A 13,092-nucleotide genomic window follows, 5' to 3' on the forward strand; every position below is an offset into this window, starting at 1 on the left:
CGGCAGCGCATCAGCCGATGGGTTCGACGACCAGGAAATTGCCCTGCACGTCGACGATGCGGTGCAGCCCGGGCGCGATCGGTCCGTCGGACGCCGGCTTGACCTGCCAGGTGGCGCCGCGGTAGCGGACCTCGGCCGTTCGGCCCTCGCTCCAGGCCGGCACGGTGACCTGTTCGCCGACGTCGATCTGGACGTCGGACAGGCGCGCCTTCGGGCGCCGAGAGGCGCGCAGGTACCAGCCGCCGACGAAGGCCATGCAGGCCACGGCGGCAGAGACGATCTGCGTCGGCATCGCGGCGCCGAGGTGGGCGGCCAGCGCGCCGACCGCGAAGCCGATCGCCACCAGCAGCGCGTAGATGGTGCCGGTCACCAGTTCGAGGGCGACCAGCGCGAAGGTCATCAACCACCAGAGCGTGGGGGCCGTCATGTGCATCCTTTTCTGCGCCGGGGAGCGGCGTGCCGCGAGGATAGCCCGTCGTTCGGTGCCCGCCTGCCGGGCAAGGCCATGCGACCCGCCGACGAGACGCTTCTTGCGCCGGATCAGCGGAATTCGACCGCGGCGGCACCCGGAATGCATCGCGCACGAGGCGATGCGCGGGTCGCGCCGAGGGTCGCGTGAGAGGCATCGGTCACACCTACGTTACACTCCGCGCCGCTTGCAGCTTGCGTCGCATGCTGCGCCGCCATAGGCAACATGGCGAAACCATCCATAGGAAATTTGAAGTGAACCGTATCGAACTGGTCGAGAAGATCGCCACCACGCACAACGTCAGCAAGGCCGAAGCCGCACGCATCCTGGAAACCATCACCGGCTCCATCGTCGCTGCAGTGAAGAAGGGCGACCCGGTCCAGCTGATCGGCTTCGGCACCTTCAAGCAAGTGGCACGCGCTGCTCGCACCGGCTTCAACCCCCAGGCTGGCGCAGCGATCAAGATCGCCGCCCAGAAGGTGCCGAAGTTCGTGGCGGGCGCAGCATTCAAGGCCGCGGTCGATCCCAAGGCCGCCAAGCGCAAGGCCGACAAGGCCGCCGCGAAGCCGGTGGCCAAGAAGGCTGCACCCGCCAAGAAGGCAGCCGCACCCAAGGCCGCCGCACCGGCCAAGAAGGCACGCAAGTAAGCCTGCCTGAAGGCAAAGAAAAACGGCCCCTCGGGGCCGTTTTTTTGTGGCTGCGCGGTGTCCGCCAGGCTAGAAGTCCTCGCTGCCCAGGCAGATCGCGCGGGCCGGGTTCTCGCGGTAGCGGGCGGTGGCCCGGGCGTCGATCGAGTCGGCGTTGCGCGCGTAGGCCTGCACCAGGTCCGCATCGCGGCCTTCGGGCGCGTGGAAGCGGTCGTGAAGCGCCTCCTCGTCGATCCGGGCAATGATCCGGGCGCCGTCGTAGCCGTCGGGATAAATGGCGAACTGGACGCTGCCGGTCGCGGGATGGAAGATCGCTTCTGAAGCCATGATGGCGCTCTGACGTGTAACGGGTTGTGGCAGTATGGCGCGTCTTGTGACTTTCCGATACAAGCCCTATGGCCTAATCCAGGAGCAAGATGCGGACCAAATCACATCGGTCGTCACAATTTGATGCGATCCCGCAGCAGGTCCGCGGCTGAACTTGCCGCCCGGCCCGGAGTCATACCCGGCCTTTTCCCTGTCCGATTCCCATGCATTGCTTCCTGTCGAAACCGGTCCGCGCGCTCGCCGCCGCCGCCGCCTTGCTGTCGGCCGCTCAGGCCGGCTGGGCCCAGGCCCTCCCGCCCGGCGTTCGGCTCGGCATGTCGGCCGACGAGCTGCAGGCGGTGCTGCCCAGTGCCGAGCGGGTGCAGCGTCCGCAGCGCCTGGCCGGTGGCCTCGCCGGGGCCTGGCGGGCCGCGCCGACGCAGCTCGCGGGGCTGTCCTTCGAGCCGGTGTTCTTCTTTGCCGGCGGCCAGCTGCGGCGCGTGGAGTGGGTCGCCGCGACCGCCGCGGCGCCCGACCTGGGGGCCGCGGCCTTTGCCGAGATCGTCGCCTGGGGCCGCCAGAGCTTCGGTCCCGAACTCGGCTCGAACGACCCGGGCAGCGCCTCTGCGGCCTGGGTCCAGGGCGACTGCGATGTCTACGCCCAGCGCATCAGCGACCCGCACCATGCGAGCGTCCGGCTGGTCTACAAGGCACGCCAGCTCAAGGACGCGAGCGAACTCTGATCAGGCTTCGGCCAGCATCCCGCGCTCTTCGATGAACGACACCACCTCTGCGAGGCCGCTGCGGGTCTTGAGGTTGGTCATCACGAAGGGGCGCTGCTTGCGCATGCGCTTCGTGTCGGCTTCCATCACGCCGAGGTCGGCACCGACATAGGGCGCGAGGTCGGTCTTGTTGATGACGAACAGGTCGCTCTTGGTGATGCCGGGGCCGCCCTTGCGCGGGATCTTCTCGCCGGCGGCGACGTCGATCACGTAGATCGTCAGGTCGGACAGCTCGGGGCTGAAGGTGGCCGCCAGGTTGTCGCCGCCCGATTCGACGAACACCACGTCGGCATCGGGGAACTGCGCCAGCATGCGGTCGATGGCCTCGAGGTTGATCGATGCGTCTTCCCGGATCGCGGTGTGCGGGCAGCCACCGGTTTCCACGCCCATGATGCGTTCGGCCGGCAGCGCGCCGGCGACCGTCAGCAGGCGCTGGTCTTCCTTGGTGTAGATGTCGTTGGTGATCGCGATCAGGTCGTACTTGTCGCGCATCGACTTGCAGAGCATCTCGAGCAGCGTGGTCTTGCCGGAGCCGACCGGGCCGCCGATGCCCACGCGCAGCGGCGGCAGCTTCTTGGTGCGGTGGGGGATGTGGTGGAGAGCGGAGGACATGGTTGGCCTTGGCATTAGCTTCTGAAGAGGCGCGAGTATTGAGTTTCGTGGCGGGCCGACAGCACTGCAAGCATCGGTGAGAAGGCTTGCCGCTCGCCATCCTCGAGTGTGATCGCATGATCGACCGCTGCGGGGATTTCCGCCGCCAGACGACCCAGGATGCGCTGCCCGGCGCTCTGGCCGAGCGGCACCGCCTTGACCGCGGCGCCGATCATGTTCTCGGCCCAGCCGAAGGCGAAGGCCAGGCAGGCATCGCGGGCGGACGCCTCGGTGCGGCTGGCGGCGAAGGCGAAGGCGATCGGATAGCTGGCGGGCAAGCCCTCGAAGACGCCGGCGACGTCGGCATGGTGCAGCTTGAGCCATTCGACGAACGAACGGCCCATCTGCTCGGTCTGCAGCAGGAATTCGGCCGATTCGCGGCTCTGGAACACCCAGTCGTTGAGTGCGCGGATGCGGGCCGCGTCCGACTGCCGCCAGGCCGGGACGGCCTGGGCGACCACGGCCAGGTCGGCCCGGGCGAGCGCCAGGTGCAGCTGGTCGGCCAGCCAGTCGGAGACCGCGGGCTCGGTCGTGATGCCGGCGCCGTCGATGGCCGCCTCGAGGCCTTCGGAGTAGGAGAAGCCGCCGACCGGGAGCGCCGGCGAGGCCAGCCAGATCAGCTGCAGCAGGCTGCTGGCGGGCAGGGCGACCGGCGTGTCAGCCATCAGTGCGAGTGGCCGTGGGAATGGTCGTGATCGTGGTCATGGCCATGCGAGTGGCCTGCCGGCGACCCCGAATACGCATCCGGATGCAGCACCGGCCCCACCGGCGCCGCGCCATGCGAATGCCCATGGCCGCCGCCGTGCGCCCCGTAGGCACCGCCTTCGGGCTCGAAGGCTTCTTCGGCTTCACGCACGATCAGGTGCATCGAACGCAGCATGGCGGCCAGCACGTGGTCGGGCTCGATCTTCAGGTGGTCGGGCTTGAGCTCGATCGGCACGTGCCGGTTGCCCAGGTGGTAGGCCGCGCGCATCAGGTCGAAGGGCGTGCCGTGTTCGCTGCAGTGCGTGATGACCAGCACCGGCTGCGGCGCAGCGACGACCTTGACCAGCGAGCCGTCCTCGGCCACCAGCACGTCGCCGCCGCGCACGGCGGTGCCGCGCGGCAGGAACACGCCGATCTGGCGGCCTTGCGAATCGGTGGTGTCGAAGCGGCTTTTCTGGCGCACGTCCCAGTCGAGTTCAACCGTGGCGGCGCGCTTGAGCAGGACGGCCGCGAGGCCGCCACCCTGGGGCATGAGTTTGTTGGCGGTGAGCATGAAAGGCGAGAGAGTTCGGATGAGGCGGATTGTCGATCCGCGCGCACCCGAATCCGGACTAGAACAAGAAATACCGCTGCGTCATCGGCAGCGACTGCGCCGGATCGCACACCAGCAGCTGCCCGTCGGCGCGCACCGCATAGGTCTGGTGGTCGATCTCCATCGTCGGCGTGAGCGCGTTGTGCACCATGTGCTGCTTGCGCACGCCGCGGACGTTCTTCACCGCGCTCAATGTCTTGGCGAGCCCGTAGCGCTCGCCGATGCCCGCCGCCAGCCCCGCCTGCGAGACGAAAGTCAGCGAGCTGCGCGCGAGCGAGCCGCCGTAGGCGCCGAACATCGGCCGGTAGTGCACCGGCTGCGGCGTCGGGATCGAGGCGTTGGGGTCGCCCATCGCCGCCATCGCGATCGTGCCGCCCTTGATGATCGTGAAGGGCTTGACGCCGAAGAAGGCCGGCTTCCAGACCACCAGGTCGGCCCATTTGCCGACCTCGATGCTGCCGACCTCGTGGGCGATGCCGTGCGCCAGCGCCGGGTTGATCGTGTACTTGGCAACATAGCGCTTGGCGCGGAAGTTGTCGTTGCGTTCGACATCCTCGGGCAGCTTGCCGCGCTGGCCCTTCATCTTGTGGGCGGTCTGCCAGCAGCGGATCACGATCTCGCCGACCCGGCCCATGGCCTGGCTGTCGGAGCTGAACATGCTGATCGCGCCGAGGTCGTGCAGGATGTCCTCGGCCGCGATCGTCTCCTTGCGGATGCGGCTCTCGGCGAAGGCCAGGTCCTCGGGGATGCCGGCGTCCAGGTGGTGGCACACCATCAGCATGTCGACGTGCTCGTCGAGCGTGTTCACGGTGTAGGGCATCGTCGGGTTGGTCGACGAGGGCAGGAAGTTGGCCTCGCCCACCACCCGCAGGATGTCGGGCGCATGCCCGCCGCCCGCGCCTTCGGTATGGAAGGCGCAGATCCCGCGGCCCTTCACGGCGGCGATGGTGTTCTCGACGAAGCCAGATTCGTTGAGCGTGTCGCTGTGGATCGCCACCTGCGTGTCGGTCGCGTCGGCCACGTCCAGGCAGTTGCTGATCGCCGATGGCGTGGTGCCCCAGTCCTCGTGCAGCTTGAGGCCGATCACGCCGGCATCGATCTGCTCGTGCAGCGAAGCCGGCAGGCTGGCGTTGCCCTTGCCCAGGAAGCCGAGGTTCATCGGGAAGGCATCGGCCGCCTGCAGCATGCGCTCGATGTGCCAGGGGCCCGGCGTCGCGGTGGTCGCGAAGGTGCCGGTCGCCGGGCCGGTGCCGCCGCCCAGCATGGTGGTCACGCCCGAGGCCAGCGCCTCCTCGATCTGCTGCGGGCAGATGAAATGGATGTGGCTGTCGATGCCGCCCGCGGTGACGATGTTGCCTTCGCAGCTGATCACCTCGGTGCCGGCGCCGATCACGATGTCGACGCCAGGCTGCACATCGGGATTGCCGGCCTTGCCGATGGCGACGATGCGGCCGTCCCTCAAGCCGATGTCGGCCTTGACGATGCCCCAGTGGTCGAGGATGAGCGCATTGGTCATCACGGTGTCGACCGTGCCCTCGGCGCGCGTGCGCTGGCCCTGCGCCATGCCGTCGCGGATGGTCTTGCCGCCGCCGAACTTCACTTCCTCGCCGTAGCCGCCGGCGTGCAGCGTGTAGTCTTCCTCGACCTCGATCACGAGGTCGGTGTCGGCGAGACGGATGCGGTCGCCCACGGTGGGGCCGAAGATTTCGGCGTAGGCACGCCGCCCGATGGTTGCCATCTAGAGCTTTCCTTGAACCAGGCCGCGAAAGCCGTAAATGACGCGGTCACCCGAAAAATCGACCAGCTCGACCGTGCGCTGCTGGCCCGGCTCGAAGCGCACCGCGGTGCCCGAGGCGATGTTCAGCCGCATGCCGCGCGCGGCCTCGCGGTCGAAGCCGAGCGCGCCGTTGGTCTCGGCGAAGTGGTAGTGGGAGCCGACCTGGATCGGCCGGTCGGCGGTGTTCTGGACCACCAGCGTGATGGCGCGGCGGCCGGGGTTGAGGACGTGCGCGCCCTCGTCGGTGATGAGTTCGCCAGGGATCATCGGTGCCGCCTCAGGCCAGGGTGCTGCCGAGCAGCGCGACGCCGAACAGCGCCACCGCGGCGCCCGCGATGCGCGGCAGCCAGCGATGGCCGTGGCGCAACGCCCATCCCGCGGCGATGCCGGCCGCGTGCAGCAGCACGGTGGCGGCAAGCATGCCGGCCAGGGTCAGGGCGGCGCCGGATTCGCCGGCCAGTTCCTGGCCGTGCGCAATGCCATGGAAGACCGCGAAGACGCCGACCAGCGCGGCGGCCGCGAGCGGCGGCAGGCGCCGTTGCGTGAGGACCAGCAGGCCCAGCACCAGCAGCGAGGCGGCGATCATCGGCTCGACCGCGGGCAGCTGCACGCCGGCCAGTCCGGCCAGTGCACCGGCCAGCAGCATCGAGGCGAAGCCCAGTGGCGCCCACAGCAGGTCGGGCCAGGCGCGCCGGGCGGTGAGGGCGCTCCAGAGCCCGACCGCCACCATCGCCGCCAGGTGGTCGGCGCCGGTCAGCGGATGCAGGAAGCCGCTGACCAGGCCGTGATGCAGGCCGGCGTCGACCCCGGTGTGGGCGCTGGCGGCCAGCGGCAGGGCGGCGAGCATCAGTGCGAGAACGGGTGCGGTACGGGTGATGCGCATGATGGTGTCCTTGTTGTTGTGGGAAAAGGAATCAGGCCGTCAGACGATCGGTTGGTGCACGGTCACCAGCTTGGTGCCGTCCGGGAAAGTCGCCTCGACCTGGATATCGGGAATCATCTCGGCGATGCCGTCCATGACGTCGGCCCGGGTCAGCACCGCGCGGCCTTCGCTCATCAGCGCGGCCACGCTCTTGCCGTCGCGCGCGCCCTCCATCACGGCGGCCGAGATCAGCGCCACGGCCTCGGGGTAGTTGAGCTTGAGCCCGCGGGCCCGGCGCCGTTCGGCCAGCAGGGCGGCGGTGAAGATCAGCAGCTTGTCTTTTTCGCGCGGTGTGAGTTCCATGGGTGCGGAGGTGGCGTCTTGGGGCAGGCCATTATTGGGCAGTCACCGACAGTTGCAACAGTCGTGCCGTGGCACGAAAGCTGCACCAATGCGGTGTGGATCTCCCAGCCTTCCCCCCCGCTCCGAGCGACGAAGCGCCGCAGCGCATCGTCAAGGTCCGGCGCGACTACAACAGCTGGGTCGCCCGCGAGACGCTGGAAGACTACGCGCTTCGCTACACGCCGCAGCGCTTCCGCCGGATGTCCGAATGGCGGGTCGCCAGCACGGCTTTCGGCGGCGCCGCCTCCTTCCTGATCCTGGAGGCGGTCGGCGCCACGCTGCTGGTGCAATACGGTTTCGCCAATGCCTTCTGGGCCATCCTGTGCACCGGGCTGATCATCTTCCTGGCCGGGCTGCCGATCAGCGTCTACGCCGCGCGCTACGGCGTCGACATGGACCTGCTCACGCGCGGCGCCGGCTTCGGGTACATCGGCTCGACCCTGACCTCGCTCATCTACGCCTCGTTCACCTTCATCTTCTTCGCGCTGGAGGCCGCGGTGATGGCCTATGCGCTCGAGCTCGCGCTCGGCATCCCGCCGGTCTGGGGCTACCTGGTCTGCGCGCTGGTCGTGATCCCGCTGGTGACGCACGGCATCTCGGCCATCAGCTGGCTGCAGGTCTGGACCCAGCCGGTCTGGCTGCTCATGCTGGTCGTGCCCTTCGGCTACGTACTGGCGCGCGATCCTGGTGCGTTCGCCGGCGTGACGCACTACATCGGTTCCAAATCGAAGCTGGACGGCTTCGATCTGCACCTCTTCGGTGCCGCCCTGACCGTCGGCATCGCCCTCATCACCCAGATGGGCGAGCAGGCCGACTACCTGCGCTTCATGCCGGCGCGCACGGCGGCCAACCGCGGCCGCTGGTGGGCCGGCGTCCTGGCCGGCGGCCCTGGCTGGGTGGTGCTGGGCGTGCTCAAGATGCTGGGCGGCGCCTTGCTCGCCTACCTGGCGATCAGCCACATGGTGCCGCCCGAGCGCGCAGTCGACCCGAACCAGATGTACCTGGCGGCCTACGAGTACGTGTTCCCGAACTACGGCTGGGCGGTGGCGGCGACCGCGATCTTCGTCGTCATCTCGCAGCTCAAGATCAACGTCACCAACGCCTATGCCGGCTCGCTGGCCTGGAGCAACTTCTTCTCGCGCGTCACGCACAGCCATCCGGGCCGCGTGGTGTGGGTGGTGTTCAACGCGCTGATCGCCTTCATGCTGATGGAGATGAACGTGTTCGAGGCGCTCGGCGACGTGCTGGGCCTCTACGCCAACATCGCGATCGCCTGGATGATGGCGGTGGTGGCCGACCTGGTCATCAACAAGCCGCTGGGCCTGTCGCCGCCGGGCATCGAGTTCAAGCGCGCCCACCTGTGGGACATCAACCCGGTCGGCGTCGGCGCGATGGCGCTGGCCTCGGGGCTGTCGATCACCGCCCACCTCGGCGTCTTCGGGCCGCTGGCGCAGGCCTTCTCGGCGTTGATCGCGCTCGGCACCGCCTTCGTCGCCGCACCGCTGATCGCCTGGGCCACGCGCGGCAAGTACTACATCGCGCGGGTCTCGCACGAGGACGGCGCCGCGCCCTTCGCGCCGTCGACACACCGCTCGGCGATCCGCTGGGCCCGGGTAGAGTCCGGCGCCGGCAGCTACCGCCGCCTCAGCACCCAGCGCTGCGTCATCTGCGAGGGCGAATACGAAGGCCCGGACATGGCGCACTGCCCCGCCTACCAAGGCGCGATCTGTTCGCTCTGCTGCACCCTCGACGCCCGCTGCGGCGACCTCTGCAAGCCGCAGGCGAGCCTGTCGGCGCAATGGTCGGGCGCCCTGCGCTGGCTGCTGCCGCGCCGCGTCTGGCCCTACCTCGACACCGGGCTCGGCCATTTCCTGCTGCTGATGCTGATCGTGGTGCCGCTCTTGGCCGGCGTCTTCGGCGTGCTGTACCAGCAGGAGCTGCGCGCGCTCGGGGACGCGCTGCTGGGCGAGGGCGCCCAGGCCAGCACCCAGCCGGCCTCGCTGCGCTCGGGTTTCCTCAAGGCCTACATGGCGCTGCTGGTGATCGCGGGCATCGTCGCCTGGTGGCTGGTGCTGGCGCACCAGAGCCGCAAGGTGGCGCAGGAGGAATCGAACCGCCAGACCCACCTGCTGGTGCGCGAGATCGAGCTGCACCGCAAGACCGACCGGGCGCTGCAGGCGGCCAAGCAGAGCGCCGACCAGGCGCGCGGCATCGCCGAGGAGGCCAAGCGCGCGGCCGACCAGGCCAACCAGGCCAAGAGCCGCTACATCAGCGCCATCAGCCACGAGCTTCGCACGCCGCTCAACAGCATCCTGGGCTACGCGCAGCTGATGGGCGAGGATGCGGCCGTGCCGCCGCATCGACGGCAGGCGGTGGCGGTGATCAAGCGCGGCGGCGAGCACCTGCTGTCGCTGATCGAAGGCACGCTGGACATCGCTCACATCGAGGCCGGCAAACTGACCTTGAATGCGCGCCCGATGCAGTTCGCCGACCTGATGAGCGAGCTGGCCGACATGTTCGAGCTCGCAGCCGAGGAGAAGGGGTTGGCCTTCCGCTTCGAGCCCAGCGGCAGCCTGCCCGAGCTGGTGCGCGCCGATGAGAAGCGGGTGCGGCAGATCCTCATCAACCTGCTGGGCAACGCGATCAAGTTCACCGCCGCCGGGCAGGTCACGCTGCGGCTGCGCTATGCGCGCGAGTTCGCCGCGATCGAGATCGAGGACACCGGGCCAGGCATGTCGGCCGAGGAGCTGGGCCGCATCTTCGAACCCTTCGCCCGCGGCGCCACGGCCGGACCGGCGGCGCCCGGCGCCGGCCTGGGACTGACCATCGCCAAGATGCTGATCGACTTGATGGGCGGCGAGATGAACGTGCAGAGCACGCCCGGTGCCGGCTCGGTGTTCAGCCTGCGGCTGTTCCTGCCGCGCGTGCACGAGCTGCCCGCCGGCAGCGGCCGTCGCGTGTCGGCGCCGGTGGCCCGGCCGCGGCGCGGCTACGAGGGAGGGCGTCGGCGCCTGCTGGTGGTCGACAACGAGGAAGCCGATCGCGAGCTGCTGGTGCAGGTGCTGGCGCCGCTGGGCTTCGAGCTGCGCACCGCCGCCAGCGGCCACGATGCGCTGGACCTGGTCGCGGCCGGCTGGCGCCCGGATGCGATGTTCGTCGACCTCGCGATGCCGGGCATCGACGGCTGGGAGACCATTCGCCGGTCGCGCGCGCTCGGGCTGGCCGACGCCGCGGTGGCGATCGTCTCGGCCAACGCCTTCGACAAGCGGCTGGACAACGACGTCGGCATCACGCCCGACGATTTCTTCGTCAAGCCGGTGCGCCACAGCGAGCTGCTCGACTGGCTCGAGCGCCGGCTCGGCATCGAGTGGACCGAGACGCCGGCCGCGCCGCCGGTGGCCGAACCGGCCGCGGTGGTGCTGCCCTCGACCGCGCGCCTGCGGGCGCTCGAGGAGGCGGTGGGCCTGGGCTATTTTCGAGGCATCATGAATCAACTCGACGACATCGACGCCGCCCAGCCCGAATGCGCGGCCTGGACCGGCGCCCAGCGCGCGCTGGCGCGGCAATTCCAGTTCGAGGCCATGAGCCGGGCCTTGAGCGCGGCCGTCGGGACCACGCCATGAGCGGCCCGAACGATCCCCCGATGCTGGTCGATACGCTGCGCGGCAGCGGCGGCAACAGCGACCTGGTGCTGATCGTCGACGACGTGCCCGACAACCTCGCGGTGCTGCACGATGCGCTCGACGAATCAGGCTACACCGTGCTGGTCGCCACCAGCGGCGAGCAGGCGCTGCAGCGCGTGGCGCAGGCGCGGCCCGACATCGTGCTGCTCGACGCGATGATRCCGGGCATCGACGGCTTCGAGGTCGCTCGCCGGCTCAAGGCCGATGCCGCGACCGCGCATATCCCGATCGTCTTCATGACCGGACTCACCGAGACCGAGCACCTGGTCGCGGCACTGGAGGCGGGCGGCGTCGACTACGTGACCAAGCCGATCAAGCCGAAGGAGGTGCTGGCGCGCATGAACGTCCACTTGCAGGGCGCGCGGCGGGCGCGCCAGGAAGCGCAGCAGGCGGGACAGGCGCGCAATGCGCTCGATGCCTTCGGCTACGCCAGCATCACGGTGCGCATGCCCGAGGGCAAGCTGATCTGGCAGACCGCGCTGGCGCGCGAGATGCTGCTGCGCTACTGCGGCACCAGCGCGCCGGTGACGCCGCCCGCGGTGCTCGAGTGGCTGCGGCGCCACCTGCCCGATGCGCAGCAGCGCCAGATCGAACCGCCGGCCCTGGCGATCGCGCAAGGTGCCGCGAGCCTCAGCCTGCGGCTGCACCAGCAGACCGGCCATGACGACGAGGGCGACGACTGGCTGATCATCATGCGCGAGGTGTCGGACACCGCGGTGATCGAGGCCATGAGCCTGAGCCTCAAGCTCACGGCACGCGAGGCCGAGGTGCTGTACTGGGTGGTCAAGGGCAAGACCAACAAGGACATCGGCGAGATCCTCGGCAGCAGTCCGGCCACCGCCAAGAAGCATCTCGAAAGGGTGTACGTGAAGCTGGGCGTCGAGACCCGCACGGCCGCGGCGGGCGTCGCAATGAAACGCATTCGCGAACTGCAGCCCCAGTTTGAAATCTGAGTCACGCGAGGCTCCTAGAATGCGCCGCCATGGCCCGTCTGGTTCTTCTCCCTCTGCTCAGCCTGCTCGCGATGCCGGGACATGCGGGCGGGCACTTCGACATCGATGACGCGGGCACGCTGGACCCGGGCCAATGCCAGTACGAGGTGTGGGGCGGGCGCTTCGGCACTGCACCGGTCACCGACTACCACCTGGGCCCTGCATGCCGGGTCGGGCCGGTCGAGCTCGGCTTCAACGTCGACCGCGCCTCGGTGCCGGGCCAGTATGCCTATGGCGTCGGTCCGCAGCTCAAATGGACCTTCACCGAGCAGCCGGACAAGACCGATCTCAGTGCCGCCCTGTTCTTCAGTGCCGTATGGGATGCCACGCACGGAGGTCGCGCGGGCGGCCAGTTCGTCGTGCCCGTGACCTGGCACGCGCTCGACAGCCTGTGGATCAATGCCAACCTGGGCTATGACTGGACGCCCGGCAGCGGCGAGCGAACCGGCCGCGGCGGACTTCAGGGGGCCTGGGCGCTCAACGACAATCTGTGGCTGGTGGCCGAGCGATTTCGCGCCTTCGACACCTGGACCACGCGCGCCGGCCTGCGCTTCAATCTGACGCCGACCATCAGTGTCGACATGAGCGTCGCGCGCAGCGGCCCGGACCGTGTCCGGGGCTACGCGATCGGGCTCAACCAGGTCTTCTCGCGCTGATGCGCCTCAGAGCGCGGCTTGGCGCGCGAAAGAGACCTTCGGCTTGCTGTAGGCGCTCGGCACCTGGTCGCGGTAGAACGCGCGGCGGTCGAGGCTGGCCAGCGGGTCGTGCGACTTGGCGATTGCTTCGGCATTCACGGCCGAGCGGCTGGCGGTGGAGGTGAAGGGCTGCGCGCCGGCACTGGCAGCGTCGCCGTAGGCGTTGCCTGCGCGTGCGGCGACGACGCCCTGGCCCGCCACTTCGGAACGGCTGGCCGACGAGGTCAGCGCATGCACGCCGTCGTAGGTTTCAGCGTGGGCGCCGGCAGCAGCGAGCAAGGACAGAGCAGCGGCAGCGAGGACTTTCGAGGCATTCATTTCGGTTCCTTCACAGGGGTTGGTTGGTGAGGAGAAGTTTGATGCCGAACCCCACCTTGCAACCGCCGCAAACGGAACAGCGGCGTTAACGGACTGGAAACAATCGGGGCTAGGGCCTGTTCACACTACTTCCGGGGATCGCGTTGCCGAGCCAAGGGGCTGGATGCAAGGCGCCCGCGCGCAGCAAGGCTTGCGCCTTGCAAGCGCGGGC

General features: G+C 69.1%; 15 protein-coding genes. 5 read left to right on the plus strand and 10 right to left on the minus strand.

Features of this window, described 5'->3' with window-relative positions:
• Positions 1-10: 10 nt before the first annotated feature.
• Positions 11-427: an NfeD family protein gene (locus AC1DF3_RS26195; protein WP_478141353.1), complete on the minus strand. Its 417-nt coding sequence runs from the start codon at positions 425-427 to the stop codon at positions 11-13.
• Positions 428-723: 296 nt separating this feature from the next.
• On the opposite strand from AC1DF3_RS26195, the gene AC1DF3_RS26200 reads away from it, so the two are divergent.
• Positions 724-1,116: an HU family DNA-binding protein gene (locus tag AC1DF3_RS26200; RefSeq protein WP_478141354.1), complete on the plus strand. Its 393-nt coding sequence runs from the start codon at positions 724-726 to the stop codon at positions 1,114-1,116.
• Between the two features lie 69 nt (positions 1,117-1,185).
• Here AC1DF3_RS26200 and AC1DF3_RS26205 read toward each other — a convergent pair whose 3' ends face one another.
• Positions 1,186-1,443 carry a DUF1488 family protein gene (locus AC1DF3_RS26205; RefSeq protein ID WP_286534491.1) on the minus strand — a complete coding sequence of 86 codons (258 nt, stop codon included), beginning with the start codon at positions 1,441-1,443 and terminating at the stop codon, positions 1,186-1,188.
• 203 nt (positions 1,444-1,646) lie between these two features.
• Between AC1DF3_RS26205 and AC1DF3_RS26210 the strand changes: the two genes are divergently transcribed.
• Positions 1,647-2,165, plus strand: coding sequence for a hypothetical protein (locus AC1DF3_RS26210; protein WP_286534489.1), 519 nt, complete (start codon positions 1,647-1,649; stop codon positions 2,163-2,165).
• Here the strand turns inward: AC1DF3_RS26210 and ureG are convergent, their stop codons facing one another.
• From ureG to AC1DF3_RS26245, 7 genes are read right to left on the minus strand one after another with little or no spacing between them, the layout of a single operon-like run.
• Positions 2,166-2,816, minus strand: coding sequence for an urease accessory protein UreG (gene ureG, locus AC1DF3_RS26215; RefSeq protein WP_286534487.1), 651 nt, complete (start codon positions 2,814-2,816; stop codon positions 2,166-2,168). It lies immediately after the preceding gene.
• Positions 2,817-2,830: 14 nt separating this feature from the next.
• Positions 2,831-3,520 carry an urease accessory protein UreF gene (locus AC1DF3_RS26220; protein ID WP_478141355.1) on the minus strand — a complete coding sequence of 230 codons (690 nt, stop codon included), beginning with the start codon at positions 3,518-3,520 and terminating at the stop codon, positions 2,831-2,833.
• On the minus strand, positions 3,520-4,113 hold the full coding sequence (gene ureE, locus AC1DF3_RS26225; RefSeq protein WP_286534483.1) for an urease accessory protein UreE: 594 nt from the start codon (positions 4,111-4,113) through the stop codon (positions 3,520-3,522). The genes AC1DF3_RS26220 and ureE overlap by 1 nt, the downstream gene beginning before the upstream one ends.
• A gap of 58 nt (positions 4,114-4,171) precedes the next feature.
• Positions 4,172-5,890: an urease subunit alpha gene (gene ureC, locus AC1DF3_RS26230; RefSeq protein ID WP_286534481.1), complete on the minus strand. Its 1,719-nt coding sequence runs from the start codon at positions 5,888-5,890 to the stop codon at positions 4,172-4,174.
• On the minus strand, positions 5,891-6,196 hold the full coding sequence (locus tag AC1DF3_RS26235) for an urease subunit beta (RefSeq protein WP_286506267.1): 306 nt from the start codon (positions 6,194-6,196) through the stop codon (positions 5,891-5,893).
• 10 nt (positions 6,197-6,206) lie between these two features.
• Entirely contained in the window at positions 6,207-6,812 is a 606-nt protein-coding gene (locus tag AC1DF3_RS26240; RefSeq protein WP_478141356.1) for a HupE/UreJ family protein, read from the minus strand.
• Between the two features lie 39 nt (positions 6,813-6,851).
• Positions 6,852-7,154 (minus strand): urease subunit gamma, encoded by a 303-nt coding sequence (locus AC1DF3_RS26245; protein WP_286369833.1) that lies wholly within the window; start codon positions 7,152-7,154, stop codon positions 6,852-6,854.
• Positions 7,155-7,249: 95 nt separating this feature from the next.
• On the opposite strand from AC1DF3_RS26245, the gene AC1DF3_RS26250 reads away from it, so the two are divergent.
• Genes AC1DF3_RS26250 through AC1DF3_RS26260 form a run of 3 tightly spaced genes read left to right on the plus strand, consistent with a single transcriptional unit; the run spans position 7,250 to position 12,524 of the window.
• Complete coding sequence (locus AC1DF3_RS26250; RefSeq protein WP_478141357.1) at positions 7,250-10,816, plus strand: hybrid sensor histidine kinase/response regulator; 3,567 nt, start codon at positions 7,250-7,252, stop codon at positions 10,814-10,816.
• A complete protein-coding gene (locus AC1DF3_RS26255; protein ID WP_478141358.1) occupies positions 10,813-11,829 on the plus strand; it encodes a response regulator in 1,017 nt (338 codons plus the stop codon). The genes AC1DF3_RS26250 and AC1DF3_RS26255 overlap by 4 nt, the downstream gene beginning before the upstream one ends.
• 29 nt (positions 11,830-11,858) lie before the next feature.
• Positions 11,859-12,524: a hypothetical protein gene (locus tag AC1DF3_RS26260; protein WP_286534476.1), complete on the plus strand. Its 666-nt coding sequence runs from the start codon at positions 11,859-11,861 to the stop codon at positions 12,522-12,524.
• 6 nt (positions 12,525-12,530) lie between these two features.
• On the opposite strand, the gene AC1DF3_RS26265 is transcribed toward AC1DF3_RS26260, so the two are convergent.
• Entirely contained in the window at positions 12,531-12,881 is a 351-nt protein-coding gene (locus tag AC1DF3_RS26265) for an alpha/beta hydrolase (protein ID WP_286534473.1), read from the minus strand.
• Positions 12,882-13,092 lie beyond the last annotated feature (211 nt).

Source organism: Variovorax sp. 10N432, from assembly GCF_056394465.1.